The sequence below is a fragment of the Paraburkholderia sp. BCC1885 genome, from assembly GCF_900996235.1.
Classification (GTDB): domain Bacteria; phylum Pseudomonadota; class Gammaproteobacteria; order Burkholderiales; family Burkholderiaceae; genus Paraburkholderia.
On record NZ_CAAJGM010000230.1, the window covers coordinates 167,597 to 183,615 of the forward strand.

General features: G+C 65.6%; 19 protein-coding genes and 1 other RNA gene. 8 read left to right on the forward strand and 12 right to left on the reverse strand.

Annotated features, from left to right (window positions below; genetic code table 11):
* Window positions 1-14: 14 nt before the first annotated feature.
* The 5 genes from FQ755_RS28610 to FQ755_RS28630 all read right to left on the reverse strand — a co-directional run bounded on the left by FQ755_RS28610 (window position 15) and on the right by FQ755_RS28630 (window position 2,585).
* Window positions 15-740 carry an SIMPL domain-containing protein gene (locus FQ755_RS28610; RefSeq protein WP_144158778.1) on the reverse strand — a complete coding sequence of 242 codons (726 nt, stop codon included), beginning with the start codon at window positions 738-740 and terminating at the stop codon, window positions 15-17.
* A 279-nt stretch (window positions 741-1,019) separates the two neighbouring features.
* Window positions 1,020-1,478: an EVE domain-containing protein gene (locus tag FQ755_RS28615; protein ID WP_144158781.1), complete on the reverse strand. Its 459-nt coding sequence runs from the start codon at window positions 1,476-1,478 to the stop codon at window positions 1,020-1,022.
* A 135-nt stretch (window positions 1,479-1,613) separates the two neighbouring features.
* Window positions 1,614-1,795: non-coding RNA, 6S RNA (ssrS, locus tag FQ755_RS28620), on the reverse strand.
* Window positions 1,796-1,896: 101 nt separating this feature from the next.
* Entirely contained in the window at window positions 1,897-2,211 is a 315-nt protein-coding gene (locus FQ755_RS28625) for a cell division protein ZapA (protein WP_144158784.1), read from the reverse strand.
* The gene (locus FQ755_RS28630; RefSeq protein ID WP_144158787.1) at window positions 2,208-2,585 is read right to left on the reverse strand and encodes an ATPase; all 378 of its coding nucleotides are present in this window, start codon (window positions 2,583-2,585) and stop codon (window positions 2,208-2,210) included. Before FQ755_RS28630 ends, FQ755_RS28625 begins: the two co-directional genes overlap by 4 nt.
* Window positions 2,586-3,183: 598 nt before the next feature.
* Between FQ755_RS28630 and FQ755_RS28635 the strand changes: the two genes are divergently transcribed.
* From FQ755_RS28635 to cobC, 5 genes are read left to right on the forward strand one after another with little or no spacing between them, the layout of a single operon-like run.
* Window positions 3,184-4,227, forward strand: coding sequence for a FecCD family ABC transporter permease (locus FQ755_RS28635; protein ID WP_409937778.1), 1,044 nt, complete (start codon window positions 3,184-3,186; stop codon window positions 4,225-4,227).
* Window positions 4,224-5,048 (forward strand): ABC transporter ATP-binding protein, encoded by an 825-nt coding sequence (locus tag FQ755_RS28640; RefSeq protein WP_144158793.1) that lies wholly within the window; start codon window positions 4,224-4,226, stop codon window positions 5,046-5,048. Before FQ755_RS28635 ends, FQ755_RS28640 begins: the two co-directional genes overlap by 4 nt.
* A gap of 34 nt (window positions 5,049-5,082) precedes the next feature.
* Complete coding sequence (gene cobT, locus FQ755_RS28645; protein ID WP_144158796.1) at window positions 5,083-6,153, forward strand: nicotinate-nucleotide--dimethylbenzimidazole phosphoribosyltransferase; 1,071 nt, start codon at window positions 5,083-5,085, stop codon at window positions 6,151-6,153.
* 24 nt (window positions 6,154-6,177) lie between these two features.
* A complete protein-coding gene (locus FQ755_RS28650; RefSeq protein WP_144158799.1) occupies window positions 6,178-6,936 on the forward strand; it encodes an adenosylcobinamide-GDP ribazoletransferase in 759 nt (252 codons plus the stop codon).
* A complete protein-coding gene (cobC, locus tag FQ755_RS28655) occupies window positions 6,921-7,511 on the forward strand; it encodes an alpha-ribazole phosphatase (RefSeq protein WP_144158802.1) in 591 nt (196 codons plus the stop codon). Before FQ755_RS28650 ends, cobC begins: the two co-directional genes overlap by 16 nt.
* A gap of 60 nt (window positions 7,512-7,571) precedes the next feature.
* On the opposite strand, the gene FQ755_RS28660 is transcribed toward cobC, so the two are convergent.
* From FQ755_RS28660 to cobU, 4 genes are all read right to left on the reverse strand, one after another.
* Complete coding sequence (locus FQ755_RS28660; protein ID WP_144159196.1) at window positions 7,572-8,459, reverse strand: cobalamin-binding protein; 888 nt, start codon at window positions 8,457-8,459, stop codon at window positions 7,572-7,574.
* Window positions 8,460-8,541: 82 nt separating this feature from the next.
* Window positions 8,542-9,591 carry a threonine-phosphate decarboxylase CobD gene (gene cobD, locus FQ755_RS28665; protein WP_144158805.1) on the reverse strand — a complete coding sequence of 350 codons (1,050 nt, stop codon included), beginning with the start codon at window positions 9,589-9,591 and terminating at the stop codon, window positions 8,542-8,544.
* Entirely contained in the window at window positions 9,584-10,519 is a 936-nt protein-coding gene (cbiB, locus tag FQ755_RS28670; RefSeq protein ID WP_144158808.1) for an adenosylcobinamide-phosphate synthase CbiB, read from the reverse strand. Before cbiB ends, cobD begins: the two co-directional genes overlap by 8 nt.
* Window positions 10,520-10,521: 2 nt before the next feature.
* Window positions 10,522-11,070 (reverse strand): bifunctional adenosylcobinamide kinase/adenosylcobinamide-phosphate guanylyltransferase, encoded by a 549-nt coding sequence (gene cobU, locus FQ755_RS28675; protein ID WP_144158811.1) that lies wholly within the window; start codon window positions 11,068-11,070, stop codon window positions 10,522-10,524.
* Window positions 11,071-11,205: 135 nt separating this feature from the next.
* On the opposite strand from cobU, the gene FQ755_RS28680 reads away from it, so the two are divergent.
* Both FQ755_RS28680 and FQ755_RS28685 read left to right on the forward strand, forming a co-directional pair.
* Window positions 11,206-12,675, forward strand: coding sequence for a cobyric acid synthase (locus tag FQ755_RS28680; protein ID WP_144159199.1), 1,470 nt, complete (start codon window positions 11,206-11,208; stop codon window positions 12,673-12,675).
* A 169-nt stretch (window positions 12,676-12,844) separates the two neighbouring features.
* Window positions 12,845-13,261 carry a DoxX family protein gene (locus FQ755_RS28685; RefSeq protein ID WP_144158814.1) on the forward strand — a complete coding sequence of 139 codons (417 nt, stop codon included), beginning with the start codon at window positions 12,845-12,847 and terminating at the stop codon, window positions 13,259-13,261.
* 22 nt (window positions 13,262-13,283) lie between these two features.
* Here the strand turns inward: FQ755_RS28685 and FQ755_RS28690 are convergent, their stop codons facing one another.
* A complete protein-coding gene (locus tag FQ755_RS28690) occupies window positions 13,284-13,703 on the reverse strand; it encodes a PaaI family thioesterase (RefSeq protein WP_144158817.1) in 420 nt (139 codons plus the stop codon).
* 168 nt (window positions 13,704-13,871) lie between these two features.
* Here FQ755_RS28690 and FQ755_RS28695 point away from each other — a divergent pair, with 168 nt between their 5' ends.
* Window positions 13,872-14,510, forward strand: coding sequence for a ParA family protein (locus tag FQ755_RS28695; RefSeq protein WP_144158820.1), 639 nt, complete (start codon window positions 13,872-13,874; stop codon window positions 14,508-14,510).
* Window positions 14,511-14,631: 121 nt separating this feature from the next.
* On the opposite strand, the gene panD is transcribed toward FQ755_RS28695, so the two are convergent.
* The gene (panD, locus tag FQ755_RS28700; protein WP_144158822.1) at window positions 14,632-15,018 is read right to left on the reverse strand and encodes an aspartate 1-decarboxylase; all 387 of its coding nucleotides are present in this window, start codon (window positions 15,016-15,018) and stop codon (window positions 14,632-14,634) included.
* Between the two features lie 53 nt (window positions 15,019-15,071).
* Window positions 15,072-15,905 (reverse strand): pantoate--beta-alanine ligase, encoded by an 834-nt coding sequence (gene panC / locus FQ755_RS28705; protein WP_144158825.1) that lies wholly within the window; start codon window positions 15,903-15,905, stop codon window positions 15,072-15,074.
* Window positions 15,906-16,019 lie beyond the last annotated feature (114 nt).

Here is a 16,019-nt window from a genome sequence, read left to right on the forward strand (position 1 = left end):
CTTTCCGTGGCGTTTTACTTCATCTGCACCGACCCCGACACATTCACCGTCACCGTCGACGTTCCCGCTTCCAGCGGCAGCGGCGCGGCCATCTTCGCGTCGGCGCCCATCGCCCGCGCGCTCATCATCATCACCGGGCGTGGCATGACGCCGTTGTGCCCGACGGTGACTTCACGGATCGAATAGCTGGTGTAGCCGAATGCCTGCGCGCCGGCGCTCGCCTGCTGACGGAACGAGGCGATCGCTTCGCCGGTGAGTTTCTGTTCCGCCGCGCGCTGTGCTTCGGGCGACAGCGAGAACTGCACGTTGCCGACCTGCATGTTCGACGCCATCTGCCCGGCCAGTTTGGTCGCCGCTGCGAAATCATGCGATTCGAGGACCACTTCCGTGCGGCCGCGCCATGCGGAGATGCGCCCGTCGCGATCCGTCGAAGGGGCGATCGAGAACGAGCCGGTGCGCGCGCTGACGCCGCTTACACCCTTGGCCTGACGCAGCGCGGCATCGGCGCGCTGGTTGAGCGTGCCGGTGAGCGTGGACGGGTCGCTCGCTTCCTGCTCGTAGAAGAGGGTGATCTCGACGACATCCTGCGGGACCTCGGCACTGGACTGCGCGTTCAGCGACAGCACGCCGGACGGTTCGGCTTGCGTGACACCCTGCGCGTGCGCAACGGCCGATGCGAAGGCGAGCGGAGCGGCGAGGGCCATGGCCAGGGCGACGGCACGTGCGGTTTTTTGCGTCATTATTAGACTCCTTGCTTGAGCGGGTGATGCGCGATAACGGTGTGCAGGCGCGGCATCGGCACGGTCCGTTCTAGCCGATGGCACGACGCTTGCGACCGGATTAGTCGTCGCCGCGCCGCCTTGGTTCCCCAACTTGACAATTAGCTTGCGGTGACGCGCATGCGCGGCGTGTGATGTGGGTTCGCGTGCAGTTGCGCTTGGGAATCGGCCCGCGCGGGGCCGCGCGAAGCTGATCCAGCCTGCACAAGTCTATGTATGCCTGGACGAGCCTAAACGGGCCTAAACGAGCCGCCTGGTGATGAAGCGCCACTCGGCTTCGGTCACCGGCGTGATCGACAGCCGGCTGCCTTTGGCGAGCACTCGCATGTCCGCGAGTTCCGCGTGCTCACGCAGCGCGGCAAGCGGAATCAAGGGGATTTTCTTCCTGAACACGACGTCGACCAGGACCCAGCGCGGCGTCTCGCGCGTCGATTTCGGATCGTAGTACGGGCTCTTCGCGTCGAATTGCGTGGGATCGGGGTAGGGCGTCGACACCACCTCGGCGAGTCCGGCGATGCCCGGCTCGGGACAACTCGAATGATAGAAGAGCACGCCGTCGCCGATCTGCATGGCGTCGCGCATGAAATTGCGCGCCTGATAATTGCGCACGCCGGTCCACGGCAGAATGTGTTTGGGGGCGTTGGCGAGGTGATCGATGCTCGCTTCGTCCGGTTCGGACTTCATTAGCCAGTAGCGCATGAATCGAATTGAACGCTGAAAAGAAGGGGAAAACGCCGCAAATCGAGGCCTAAAAGCGTGGCTCGCAAAAATGAAGCCACAAAAATGCCGGCCCAAAGAAAAACGGCACCGGACCCATGTCCGATGCCGTTTGATAAGGTCCCCGCCTTAGCCGCTAGGCCGGCATCCTGAACCGGGAGTTCAGAATTGGTCGCAGTTAGCAGCACTTCGGGTACATCAGACAGAGTGACGCGCACACCCGTGCTGCAAATTTCCACAACCGTGCACATGGCATTGGTTCAAGGAATATATGACCTTGGCGAACCAGGCAGGGAAGCTAAACTGATTGAACTCAAGTGCGGGCTGATGCCTGATCATGCACTTCGCTTGAATTCCACACTTGAATCAGAATTTGGCCGTACAGCTACTTTAAACCTTTTTACTGCATGCTGTACTGTTGAATCACAGTACCAAGCTGTTCGTTCATCTGGTGCATTGTACGCCGGATTTCCTCGGCGGGAAATGCTTCTCCGTGACGGACGCTGGCTTGCAGCTTGAGCAATTCCGATGCAAGCGAAAGCGCAGCCATGACCGCGATGCGATCGACGCCACGCACGTTGCTGTTGGCGCGGATCTTCGACATCTCGGCGTCGACGCGAGCCACCGCTTCCAGCAGCGCAGCTTCGGTTTCCGGCGAGCAGGCGAGACGATACGGCTGGCCGAGAATCGATACTTCGATCTGCTTGGTGGTCATGCGTTTTCTCCGTGGCGGGTGACGGCGCTGCCGGCTTCTTCTTCGTGCGGCACGTCATGCTCCGAATCGTGCGCGGGCGCGAGCAGGTCGAGCTGGCTGTCCGGTTCGCTATGAGCGCGTGCACGGGGCAATTTTTCGAGGATCGCATTCAGGCGCACCTGGGCGTCGTCGATCTTCGCCGACAATGCATCGCGCTCCGCTTGCAGCGCGTCGCGTTCGTCGCGCATCTGCGCGAGTTCAGCGCGTGTTGCATCGGCTTCGGCGCGCACCTGGGCGAGCTGAGCTTCGAGCGCTTGACGCGCTTCGTTATGGCGCTGGCTGATCGAAATCAGCCTGCCGATATTCTGTGAAAGTGTTTCGAGTTCGGTGAGCATGTGCTGCGTCCTCTAAAGACATGGCATTTTAGCGCGGAATGTCGCAGGTTCCGACAATTGTCTCGTTTCGAGACGTAACAGCATCGCTTTGTGCAGACTTCGCTGGCGCAATGAGCCGGTATGTCGCGGCGATTTGACATTTGAGCGTCCGCGAGCGCATCGAAGCCGCACGTCTTGCGCTTTCTTGACGGGCTATTGCGGCGCTCATAAACTTGCGGCACTTTGATGACCCCGCGCTATTTTTCCTACTATTATCGTGTGCCGTTAAACGAACGATGGGGAACGGCGTCCGCCGCGGCGAACCGCCCCGATCACAAAGATGGCGGCGGATTCGCCCGCTCATCCAGACCGGCCGCGACCGCACGATTCAAATGAGTACAGGCGCGCTCAAGCACGTTCAAACGCAAACCCGCGAGTGTGCCATTGCAAGCCAGGCGTGGGAAGGCCGTGTGACGCGGTCACAAAAATCCAGCAAGATCTCTCGAACAATGACTATGAGCTGGCCCACCTTTATGCCGGGATCGAATCGCGTCACGCCCCGTTTTTCACCCAAGCCATTGCACGTTGATGCCGTGTTGCAGGCGCTGAGGCTGCGCGGATGAACCGTATGTCCGTGCGTCGGATGCCGCTCATGCACGCGCGTCGCGCAGCGGCGATCTGGTGCGTGCTCGCTGCGCTGGCGCTTGCCGTGCTGATCGCTTCGCTCGCGCTCGGCAGCGTGCCGCTCACGCCTGCACGCGTTTTTGCGGCGCTTTTACCGCAGCCGGCGCACGGCGTCGCCTCGGCGGACCTCGCGGGCGAGATCGTGCGATCGCTGCGTCTGCCGCGCGCGTTGGCCGGTTTCGCGTGCGGTGCGTTGCTCGCCGTGGCCGGTGCGCTGCTGCAGGTGTTGCTGCGCAACCCGCTCGCCGAGCCATACGTGCTGGGGGTGTCGGGCGGCGCAGCCAGTTTCGCGCTGTTTGCGATGATGGCCGGTTGCGCGTGGTGGCTCGTCGATGCCGGCGCATTCGCCGGGGCGTTCGCGTCGATCCTGCTGGTGCTGGGTCTCGCGCGCCGCGAGTTGTGGCGCGGCGAACCGCAGGACACCTCGCCGCGCCTGCTGCTCACGGGCGCGGTGATCGCCGCCGGGTGGGGCGCGCTCATCACCTTGCTGTTGACGCTCGCACCGGACGACCGGTTGCGCGGCATGCTGTTCTGGCTGACCGGTGACCTGAATGGCGGCGGCGTGCCCTGGCTCGCGCTGGTTGCGCTGGCGATCGTGCTAAGCGCGATTCTGCCGGCGGCGCCGCAACTCAACGTGCTGTTGCGCGGCGATGCGGCGGCTCAGGCGCTGGGTGTTTCGGTGGTGCGTCTGCGGTTGCGTGTCTACCTGGTGGCGTCGCTTGCCGCCGCCGCGGCGGTGACCACGGGCGGCGCCATCGGTTTCGTGGGATTGGTCGTGCCGCATACGTTGCGGCTCGCGTTCGGCAACGATCAGCGCATGCTGTTGCCGGCGGCCGCGCTCGGCGGCGGTGTGGCGGTGATGGGCGCGGACCTCATCGCGCGCACGGCGATTGCGCCGGCTGAGTTACCGGTGGGCGTGATCACGGCGCTGATCGGCGTGCCGGTGTTTCTATGGATGCTGCTGCGCAGGCCGCGATGACGACCCCCATCTCCTCTCCATCCACTCATGCCACGCTGAGCGTGCAGCAGATCACGCTGCGCGCCGGTGAACGCACGCTGCTCGAACGCTTCACGCACACGTTCTATCCCGGCGAAGTCTGGTGCATCGCCGGACCGAACGGCGCCGGCAAGACCACGCTGATTTCCGCGCTCGCGGGTTTGCTGGCGCCCGCAGCGGGCCAAGTCGAACTCGACGGCGTGCGCGTCGCCGACTGGCCGCCGGTTTCACTCGCGCGACGCCGCGCCTTGATGCCGCAAAGCGCGCACGATGCATTTAGCGCCAGCGTGCTCGACATCGTCATGCTGAACCGCTTTCCGCATCTGGCAGGCTGGGGCTGGGAAGGCGAAGCCGATCGCGCCGCCGCCCATGCCGCGCTCGATCTGCTCGGCCTCGCGAGTTTCGCGTCGCGCGACGTGCTGTCGCTTTCGGGCGGCGAGCGTCAGCGTGTCGCGCTGGCCGGCGTGTTGTGCCAGGATGCGTCGTTGCTGCTGCTCGATGAACCGCTTTCGCATCTGGACCTGCATCATCAGATCGACTGCCTCGAGGCCTTGAGTGGCTGGGCGCGTGAGCCAAAGCGTACCGTGGTGTTTTCGTGCCACGACCTGAACCTGGCGCGCCGTTTTGCCACCCATGCGCTGCTGCTCGACGGCACGGGCGCAGCCTACGCGGGCGCGGTGCGTGACGTGCTGACGCCGGAACTCGCGAGCCGCGCCTTCGGCTATCCGCTGATCCTGCTGCGAGACGGCGAGCACGAAGCGCTGGTTCCGGCGCCTCGCGGACTGGCTGGCGCGGCGTCCTGAACCACCAACCCGAACTGATTTTTACCCGAATCCTATGACTTCGTCCCTTGCCTTACCCGTCGTCGAACCGCTCGATCAGACGTTGCGCGGCACGCTGCAACACCTCATCGATACGAAGACCAAGCCGCCCGGCAGCCTCGGACGGCTCGAAGCGCTGGCGCAGCAGATGGGCCTGATCCAGCGCACCACGCATCCCACCGTGCAGCGTCCGGCGATGATCGTGTTCGCGGGCGACCATGGCATCGCGCAGGAAGGCGTGAGTCCTTATCCGCAGGCCGTGACTGTGCAGATGGTGGCGAACTTCCTCGCGGGCGGCGCGGCGATCAACGCGTTGAGCCGCGCGGCCGGCGTCACGCTCGAAGTGGTCAATGCGGGGATTGCGACGCCGTTGCCGAACCCCGAGGGGTTGATCGACATTCCGGTTGCCGCAGGCACGCGCAATTTTGCGCATGAGCCCGCGATGACGCACGACCAGGCGCTCGCCGCCATGCGCGCGGGCGCCGAACGCGTGCGTCATCACGCGGCGCTCGGGACCAACGTGATCGGTTTCGGCGAGATGGGGATTGCGAACACATCGGCTGCGGCGTGTCTGATGAGCCGCCTGTGCGGCGTGCCGATCGACGAATGCGTCGGCCGTGGCACCGGACTCGACGACGCCGGGCTCGCGATCAAGCGCAATGTGCTGGCTGCGGCGCTTGCCCGTCATCCTTCCGCTACCGATGCGCAGAAGGGCGCAGCCGCATTGGATGCGCTCGCAACCTTCGGCGGTTTCGAAATCGCCATGATGGCCGGTGCGTATCTCGCCGCCGCCGAAGCGCGTATGACGATTCTGGTGGATGGCTTCATCGCGACCTCGGCGCTGCTCGTCGCCGACGCAATCGCGCCCCACGTGCGTGAGTATTGCGTGTTTGCGCATGCCTCGAACGAAGCAGGGCATCGGCGCATGCTCGATCACTTCGGTGCAGTTCCGCTGCTCTCGCTCGACATGCGGCTCGGCGAAGGCACCGGCGCCGCGCTCGCCGTGCCGCTGCTGCGCGCCGCGGTGGCGTTTCTCAACGAGATGGCGAGCTTCGAATCGGCGGGCGTCGCCGATCGCGATGCATAACTGCCGCACGGGCATGGCGCGCTGATGAATCCGCTCACCGAACTGCGCTATTTCTTCACGGCGCTCGGCTATTTCACGCGGGTGCCCGTGCCGCGCTGGGTCGGCTATGAACCGCACTATCTGAACGCGGCGGCGCGTTATTTTCCGCTCGTCGGCGTGCTGGTGGGCGCTCTGGCCGCGCTCGTCTACCTCGGCGCGTTACGGGCGTTTCCGCCGGGCGTGGCGGTGCTGTTGTCGATGGCCGCGACCTTGCTGGTGACGGGCGCCTTCCACGAAGACGGTCTGGCCGACTGCTGCGATGCGTTCGGTGGCGCCTATACGCGCGAGGATGTGTTGCGGATCATGCAAGACTCGCGCATTGGTGCCTTTGGCGCCATTGCTCTGGTGATTGCGCTGGCGCTGAAGTGGCAGACGCTCGCGGCATTGCCGCCGTATCGGGCCGCAGGTCTGATGATTGCGGCGCACGCGGCGAGCCGCACCGGCGCAATCAGTTATCTGGCGACGCTCGATTATGTGCGCGCCGAAGGCAAGGCGAAGCCGGTTGCGCAACGGCTGAGAGGCGCGTCGTTGCTGTGGACGGCGCTCTTCGGCTTGCCGGCACTGTTCTGGCCGGATTGGCGCTTCGGCTGCGCGGCATTGATCATGTTAGGAGTGCTGCGCTTTGTGCTGGGCCGCTATTTCGTCAGACGCATCGGCGGTTATACGGGAGACTGCCTGGGCTTCGCGCAGCAGATTTTCGAACTGGCTATCTATCTGATGGGGCTTGCATGGATCTCGTCCTGATCCGCCACCCGGCCGTCGCGGTCGAGCAAGGCGTGTGCTACGGCGATACGGACGTCGCGCTGGCCGACGATCCTGCTGCCTCCGCGGCGGCGCTGGCCATGCGCCTCGCTACCTTGCAGGTTCCCGCGCCGCGCGTGCTGTTGTCGAGTCCGTCGATGCGCTGCGCGACGGTGGCATCGACCATGGCGGGCGACTTCGGCTGCGCGCTGAGCGTCGACGAACGTCTGAAGGAAATGAATTTCGGCGCGTGGGAGCAACAGCGCTGGGAGGCGATCGATCGCCGCCTGCTGGACGAATGGGCCGCCGATTTCGAGCATGCCCGTGCGCATGGCGGCGAGAGCGTCGCGCAGTTCGTCGCGCGCGTGCAGTCGTGGCTCGATGCGTTTGGGTTGACGCGCGAATGCTCGCCCGCCTATGTCGTGACGCATGCCGGCGTGATTCGCGTGATTGCGTCGCTGGTGCTGGGGGTGCCGGTGGCGCGTTCGACGCAGTGGTCGCTCGATATGTCCGGTGTGGTCTGGCTACGACGCGACGACGAGCGGCAGGCGTGGTCGCTCGTGCGATGGAATGCCTGAGCGAGGCGGTCTTCTATCGGGCTAAGGCTCACGCCAAAGGTATTGCGCGGCGCGTCGATCTCACGGTTCGACGGATGGCCGACGCGAGCGCGCCACGTCGAGATCCTCACACAACTGCCTGGCACCTTGCGCGATGCGCGGCGCCGGACGGTCGATCAGATCGCCGTCGATGGCGAACAGGTTGTTGCGCGCCGCGGCCTTGAGACCCGGCCACGCGCGCCATTTATCGAGCTGCGGCAGCGGCTTGTCGGGCCTGGTTGCGCCGGCGGATGCGGTCACGATCGCTTCCGGGTTGGCCGCCAGCACGGCTTCGGTGGAGACGGCCGGCACCAGCAGCGCGAGATTCGCAAACACATTGCGTCCGCCGCATAGCGTGATCACGTCGCTGATCATGTGCGTGCCGTTGAGTGTCATCAGCGGCTGATCCCACACCTGATAAAACACGCTCACAGGCGGCCGGTTCGCATAACGCGTGCGCAGCTGGGCGATATCCTGACGGTAAGCGCCGGCGGCCGCATTTGCTTCGTTCGGTGTGCCAAGCAAAGTCCCGAGCCGGGTCAAGGTGGTCGCCACGTCGTCGAGTTGATGCGGTTCGCTGAAGAAAAGCGGAATATGCAGTTCGCGCAGACGTTCGAGTTGTGCCTGCGCATTGCCATGCCGCCAGACCACGATCAGATCCGGCTTGAGCGCGACGATCCGCTCGAGGTCGAGCGCCTTGTTGTCGCCAACGCGCGGCACCTGCTGCGCCTCGGGCGGGTAATCGCTGTAGGAGACGGCGCCGACCAGTTTCGAACCGCCGCCGGCCGCATAGATCAACTCGGTGACGTGCGGCGCGAGGCTGATCACGCGTTGCGCCGGCGCGGGGAGCGAAACGGTCGCGCCGGTGTCGTCGGTTGCGGTGACGGCGGCATAGGCGGATGACGACGCGGCGTACAAGGCAATCAGCATGGCGCCCGATACCGAGACGAGGCGGGGCAGCAATCGGATCATGGGGTGAAGGTCAGGTTTTGATTGAGACGTTACTGGGCCGTTATCGCGTTGCGGATGATTCGCTTGCTCGTACAGCTTCGAGCGCAGAAACGCTTTCGCTCAAGGCCTGCTCGAAACGCAGCCATTCCGGCTCGGCGCCAGGCAGACCGAAGCGCACGCTTCGCCCACTTGCGGGTACAGCAAACAGACGCGTCCAGACGCCGCGCAATGCGAGTTCGTGATGCAGCGAAGCGGCACGCTCATCGTCGGTCCACGCGAAGAGTGGCGTGCTGCGTGGCGTAAAACCCCGCGCGCGCAACAAACCGGTCAACCGCGTGCTGGCCGCGATCAGTTGCGCGCGCATCTCGCCCTGCCAGGCGGAATCTTCGAATGCGGCGCTGACCGCATGGCGCGCCGGCCCGCTGACAGTCCACGCGCCGAGGACGTCGCGCAACCGGTCGAGCAGCAGCGGATCGCCGAGCACGAAACCGGCGCGCACGCCGGCGAGGCCGAAGAACTTGCCGGGCGAGCGCAGCACGACAAGGCCAGGCCGTCCAGCGACGAGCGCGGCAAGCGACTCCGAGGGCATGGCATCGGCGAACGCCTCGTCGACCAGCAGCGTGCCGCCGCGCGCCGTCAGTTGCGCGTGCCACTGCAGCAGTTTGGCGGCGCTTACATGATCGGCCGTCGGGTTATTTGGATTGACGATCACGGCATGCGTGACCTCTCCGGGCAGCGCGTCGCAGGCGCTGTCGAGCGGCACGATCCGGTGACCCGCCCGCGCGAACGCCGGCGCGTACTCGGCATAGGTCAGCGGAGCGACCGCGACCGTCGCGCGCGGCATGAGTTGAGGCAGGGCGCGGATCGCCGCCTGGCTGCCGGCCACGGGCAGCACGTGCCGTGCATCGGGTGCGCCGTAATAACGTGCGGCGCGAGCGGCGAAATCGTCGCCTTCGTCGGGCAGGCGGCGCCACGCATCGGCGGGTACCGGCGGCACCGGATAACCATGCGGATTGATGCCGGTGGAGAGATCGAGCCACTGTGCGTAGCCAATCCCATAGCGCCGCGCGGCTTCATGCAGATTGCCGCCGTGGACGATCGGCTCAGCCATGAAAAGGCACGCGCAACAGGGCCAGCACGATCAGCACGGCAAGCCACAGCGTCACCGCGCGCTCCACCAACCGCAGCGCCGCGACGATGTGTCCGGCGCTGGCCGGTTGTCCCGCGCCCAGCGTCGGACGCTGTTCGATGGCGCCGTGATACCGCGCGGCGCCGCCGAGCAACACATTGAGACTGCCGGCGCCGGCGGCCATCACCGGCCCCGCATTGGGACTATCCCAGCGCGGCGCCTGCTCGCGCCAGCAGCGCCAGGCCGTGCGCGTATCGCCCAGCAGCGCATAGCTGGCGGCGGTCAGGCGTGCGGGCAACCAGTTGAGGCCGTCGTCGATGCGGGCGGCCGCCCAGCCGAAGCGCAGATAGCGCGGCGTGCGGTAGCCCCACATTGCGTCGAGCGTGTTGGCGAGGCGAAACGCCAGTGCGCCCGGACCACCCGCCAGCGCGAACCAGAAGAGTGCGCCGAAGATTGCGTCGTTGCCGTTTTCGAGCGCGGATTCGACGGCAGCGCGCGAGAGCGCCGCTTCGTCGGCACCGGTGGTATCGCGCGAGACGATGCGCGCCGTCAGCGTGCGGGCTTCAGCGATGTCGTGTCGAGCGAGCGCGCGGGCGATGGGCGCGATGTGATCCTCGAGGCTGCGGGCGCCGAGCGCGAACCACAGCAGCAGGACATGCAGCGCGCAAGCCAGCGCAAGCGGCAGCACCGCGACGAGCCACGTGGCGACCAGCACCGGCGGCAACACCGCGAGCGCCCATGCGAGGATGCCGAAGAGCCGTCCGCGCTGCCCGGTGTTCATGCCGGCTTCGATCAACCCGGCGAGCTTGCCGAAGCCCACTAGCGGATGCGCCCTGCGCGGCTCGCCGAGCCAGCGGTCCACGGCGACACCGGCGGTCGCCAGCGCGGCGATCAGGGGCAGCGACAGCATGATTAGCGCACCGCCGTCTTGAGTGCGAGCGGCACACCGGCCACCATCATCGTCACTTGGGTACTCAAGGCCGCGACACGCTGATTGAGACGGCCGAGTTCGTCGACATAAAGACGCGTGGCCACGCCCATCGGCACCACGCCAAGCCCGATCTCATTGCTGACCACGATGACCTTGCCGCTCGCCGCGCCGAGGGCGGCCTCGAAGGCCGCGAACTGCGCGAGGTAATCGTCGCGGGGAGCGGCGCCGTCGGGGGGGCATAGCAGGTTGGCGAGCCACAGCGTCAGACAGTCGATCAGAATGCAGTGCCCTGGCGCGTCCGCTGCGGCGACGGCCGCGGCGAGGTCCACCGAGGCTTCGACGAGTTGCCAATGCGCCGGCCGCCGCGCGCGATGATGGGCGATGCGCGCGGCAAATTCCGCGTCGTCGGCGCGGCAGGCGGTGGCGATGTAGGTGACGGGCCGCGCGCTGTCGCTCGCGAGCTGTTCGGCATGCAGGCTCTTGCCCGAACGGGCGCCGCCGAGAACGAAGGTGAGGTCGCGAGCAATCATGGCGTGATTGTACCGGTGCGCCTTAACCCAATGGGATAATGCCCGCTTTCGATAACCAGCCGGGCCGCCTGTTTCGTGACGACGCCAAAGACTTCGAATCCGCCCGACGCGGCGCGCATCCCGCGTGGCACGCTGATGATCCAGGGGACCACTTCCGATGCCGGCAAGAGCACGCTCGTCGCGGGTCTGTGCCGTCTCGCGCGGCGAGCCGGCGTGCGGGTCGCGCCGTTCAAGCCGCAGAACATGGCGCTCAACAGCGCGGTGACGGTCGATGGCGGCGAGATCGGCCGCGCCCAGGCGTTGCAGGCCGTAGCAGCGGGCATCGCCGCGCACACCGATCTGAACCCCGTGCTGCTCAAGCCCACCAGCGACCGCGGCGCGCAGGTGATCATCCACGGCAAGGCGCGCATGAATCTCGACGCGCGCGCCTATCACGACTACAAGCCGGTGGCCTTCGAGGCCGTGCTGGAATCGTATGCGCGTTTGCAGGCCGGCTACGAGACGATCTTTGTCGAAGGGGCGGGCAGTCCTGCGGAAATCAATCTGCGTGATCGCGATATCGCCAACATGGGCTTTGCGGAGAAGGTCGATTGTCCGGTCGTGCTGGTGGCGGATATCGATCGCGGCGGGGTGTTCGCCCATCTGACCGGGACGCTCGCGTGCCTCTCGGAGACGGAACAGGCGCGCGTGAGCGGCTTCATCATCAACCGGTTTCGCGGCGACATCAGCCTGCTCAAGCCAGGGCTCGACTGGCTCGAAGCACGGACCGGCAAGCCGGTGCTCGGCGTGGTGCCGTATCTGCACGGCCTCACGCTGGATGCGGAGGACATGCTGCCGCCCGAACTGCGCGCGGCCCAGGCGGCGGGAGCCGAAGCGCGCACGACCCTGCGCGTGGTGGTGCCGGTGCTGCCGCATATCAGCAATCACACCGATTTCGATGCCCTGCGCGCGCATCCGCAGGTCGATTTTCATTACGTGCGCAGCGGGACGCCGCCGCCCGCTGCCGATCTGATCATCCTGCCCGGCTCGAAGAACGTGCAGGGCGATCTGGCGTTTTTGCGCGCGCAGGGTTGGGACCGGGTGCTGCAACGGCATCTGCGCTACGGCGGCAAGGTCATCGGAATTTGCGGCGGCATGCAGATGCTCGGGCGCGAGGTGGCCGATCCGCATGGCGTCGAAGGGACGCCGGGACGCGTCGCGGGTCTCGGCTGGCTCGATTTCACGACTACCCTGACACGCGAGAAGACGCTAAAGAACGTGACGGGCCGACTCACGCTGGCGGGCGATGCCAGGGTGGCCGGCTACGAGATTCATATGGGCGAGACCGAAGGCCCGGCGCTGGCTTGGCCGGCCTTGCGGCTGAACCTGCCGGAAGGCGGCGAGCGCACGGACGGCGCGTGTTCGGTGGACGGCCAGATTCTCGCCACCTACGTGCATAGCCTGTTCGATACGCCGGCCGCATGCGCCGCGCTGCTGCAATGGGCGGGTCTGGACGCCGCCGAAGCGATCGACTATCCCGCGCTGCGCGAGGCCTCGCTCGAACGGCTGGCCGATACGCTAGCCGAGCACCTCGATCTGGCGCGCCTGTTCGGGGCGATCCGGTAAAGCCTGCGCTCCTGGCGGCTACAAGCGCCGCGCCGTTTTTGCGTCGATTAACTCCTGTGGGGAAATAATCTAAGCCTGCGCGACGGTTTTTCCTCTTCTATGGTTCGAATACAGTCCGGTCTATCGACGACGCGCGTGCGTTGTCTTCCTCAACCGACAAGGACTAACGATGAACTCGAACCGTTCGGCCGATTTCGCGGCCACTCTCCTGCGTGTCGCACTGGGCATCCTGTATCTGGCGCACAGCCTGCAGAAGATTTTTGTTTTCACGCTGCCGGGTACGGCGCATTTCTTCGAATCGCTCGGTCTGCCCGGCTGGCTCGGTTATGTGACGGCTTTCGTCGAACTGGCCGGCGCAATCGCGCTGCTGCTGGGCGTGCAGGTCCGCTGGTTCGCGCTGGTGCTGCTGCCGTTCATGCTGGGCGCGATGTCGGCGCATCTGCATAACGGCTGGGGCTTCGCCTCGCCCAACGGCGGCTGGGAATATCCGGCATTCTGGGCCGTGACGCTGGTGGTGCAGTCGCTGCTGGGCGGCGGTGTGGGCGCGCTGGGCGGGGTGAAGGCGGCGCGGGTGGCGGCGGCTTGAGCCTATGAGGTTCGTGCGGTCCTCACGCTAACACCATCTGCGTACATCTGAACAACGCAATGGTCTTGCCATTCGGATCGACCACCGTCGCATCCCACACCTGGGTGGTGCGGCCCAGATGCACGCCTTTGGCGAGCGCGCGGATCGTGCCTTCGACACAGGTGCCGAGAAAATTGCTCTTTAGCTCGATGGTGGTGAAACTGCGCGCCGTCTCCGGCAGATGAGCGAGACAGGCGTAGCCGCGCGCGGTATCCGCGAGACCAATCACGGTCGCCGCGTGCAAAAAGCCGTTCGGCGCCAGCAACTCCTTGCGCACGGCCAGTTCGGCGATGAGCGACCCCTCTTCCAGCGCGATCACCCGCACCCCCAGCAGGTCCGGCAGGGTGCCGCGCTGACGTTCGCTCAGCGTCTCGATCGTGCAGTTCGGGCGCAGTTTGCTCATGGTATTTCGCTCCTTTCTGTAAGAATGGCGCCTTGAGTTGCGTTTCGGGGCTTTCAACCCGGCTGAATTTGTCGATATTATCAACGGCTGGACCGGCGGGGTCGACGCAATATCAGACTAGACGCGGCAAACCGGCTGGCGGCGCCAGTCATCTTCCCGGGAGTATTCATGACGGTAATCGTGGTGGCCAATCCGAAGGGCGGCGTGGGCAAGAGCACGCTGTCGACCAATCTGGCCGGCTATTTCGCGGCCGCCGGCGAGTGGGTCGCGCTGGCGGATCTGGACAAGCAGCAGTCGGCCCACGCCTGGCTCGAATTGCGGCCTGCCACGCTGCCGGCCATCGAAGTCTGGGAAGTGGACCCCGAAACGCCCGTGAAGCCGCCCAAGGGGCTGGAACATGCCATTATCGATACCCCGGCGGGCCTGCACGGCAACCGCCTCGGCGTCGCGCTGGATCTGGCGGACAAGGTGATCGTGCCGCTCCAGCCGTCGCTGTTCGATATTCTGGCCACCCAGGAATTTCTCGAACGCCTCGCCAAGGAGAAGGCGGTGCGCAAAGGCACCATCGAAATCGGCGTGGTGGGCATGCGGGTGGATGCCCGCACGCGCTCGGCCGAGCAGTTGCATCGCTTCGTCGAGGGTTTGAAGTTGCCGGTGCTGGGTTTCCTGCGCGATACGCAGAACTACGTGCAACTGGCCGCGCACGGACTGACGCTGTGGGATGTGGCGAAAAGCCGGGTAGAAAAAGATCTCGAGCAGTGGCAGCCGATCGTCGAATGGCTGGAGCGCAAGCCTGCCAAAGCCTGAAAGAAGCGGGCGCTGCGGGGGCGGCCGGGCTAGGCGCCAAGGCCGCGGCGCCTGCGACCTTTGCCGCCAGGCAGGCCCGGCGGTTGCCTGAGCGGCCCGGCCGGCGGCTAAAACCGCCGCCTTAAGTCCAGCTCTGCGTCGGCACGTGATCGCGGCTGCCCTTGATCCTGTTGCGATCGTCGACGAACACCAGATCCGGCTTCCAGCCCGCCTTCAGCTCTGCCTCGTCCACCGTCGCGAATGCCGCGATGATCACCAGGTCGCCCAGTTGCGCGCGCCGCGCCGCCGAACCGTTCAGCGAGATCATGCCGCTGCCGCGTTCACCCTTGATGGCGTAGGTCGAGAACCGCTCGCCATTGTTAATGTTCCAGATGTCGATGCGTTCGTTTTCGACGATATTCGCGGCTTCCAGCAAATCCTCGTCGATCGCGCACGAGCCTTCGTAGTGCAGCTCGCAATGCGTGACGGCAACGCGATGGATCTTCGATTTCAGCATGTGACGTTGCATTGACCGTTCCCTTTGGGTCCTTTCAGGTGGTGGGTTGCGCGCAAAAATGCGCCTCAGATTTCGAGGTTGTCGATGAGCCGTGTGGCGCCCAGCTTGGCCGCGGCGAGCACGACGAGCGGTGTGCCGGCATCCTGCGCCGTGGGCGGCAACAGGTCGACGCGCCGGCGCACCGCGATGTAGTCCGGTTGCCAGCCACGGGCGGCGAGCGCGGTCATGGCGTCGCGCTCGATGGCGGCGAAGTCGCGGTTGCCGGCCAGCACGGCGTCGCGCACGCGGTTCAGCTCGGCGGCGAGGCGCGGCGCTTCGGCTCGCTCGGCGGCCTGCAGGTAGCGGTTGCGCGAGCTGAGCGCGAGGCCGTCGGTGTCGCGCACGGTTTCGGCGGCGACGATTTCTGTCGGCAGCGCGAACTGGTGGCACATCTGGCGCACGATCATCAACTGTTGATAGTCCTTCTTGCCGAACACGGCGACGCGCGGCTGCACGCACGACATCAGCTTCATCACGACGGTACACACGCCCTGGAAGAAGCCCGGGCGGAATTCGCCTTCGAGGATGTCGCCCAGATCGTGCGGCGGATGCACGCGGTACTGCTGCGGTTCCGGGTAGAGATCGCGCTCGGTCGGCGCAAACAGCACGTAGACGTTCTCTTTCTGCAGCTTTTCGATGTCGGCTTCGAGCGTGCGCGGATATTTGTCGAAATCCTCGTTCGGCCCGAATTGCAGCCGGTTGACGAAGATGCTCGCCACCACCGGGTCGCCATGCTGGCGCGCGAGGCGCATCAACGAAAGATGGCCCTCGTGCAGGTTGCCCATCGTCGGGACGAACGCAGTGCGGTTCTGGCCGCGCAACTGGTCGCGCAATTCGTGGATCGAGCTGATGACTTTCATGGTCGGACGGTGTTTTCCTCGCGCGGTGCGGGGCCTGGCAGGCACGGAAATGGTGCATCCGTGGACGCATTAGCGTCATTTTGCCTGCTCAGGCTCCCATTCCGGTGATGACGG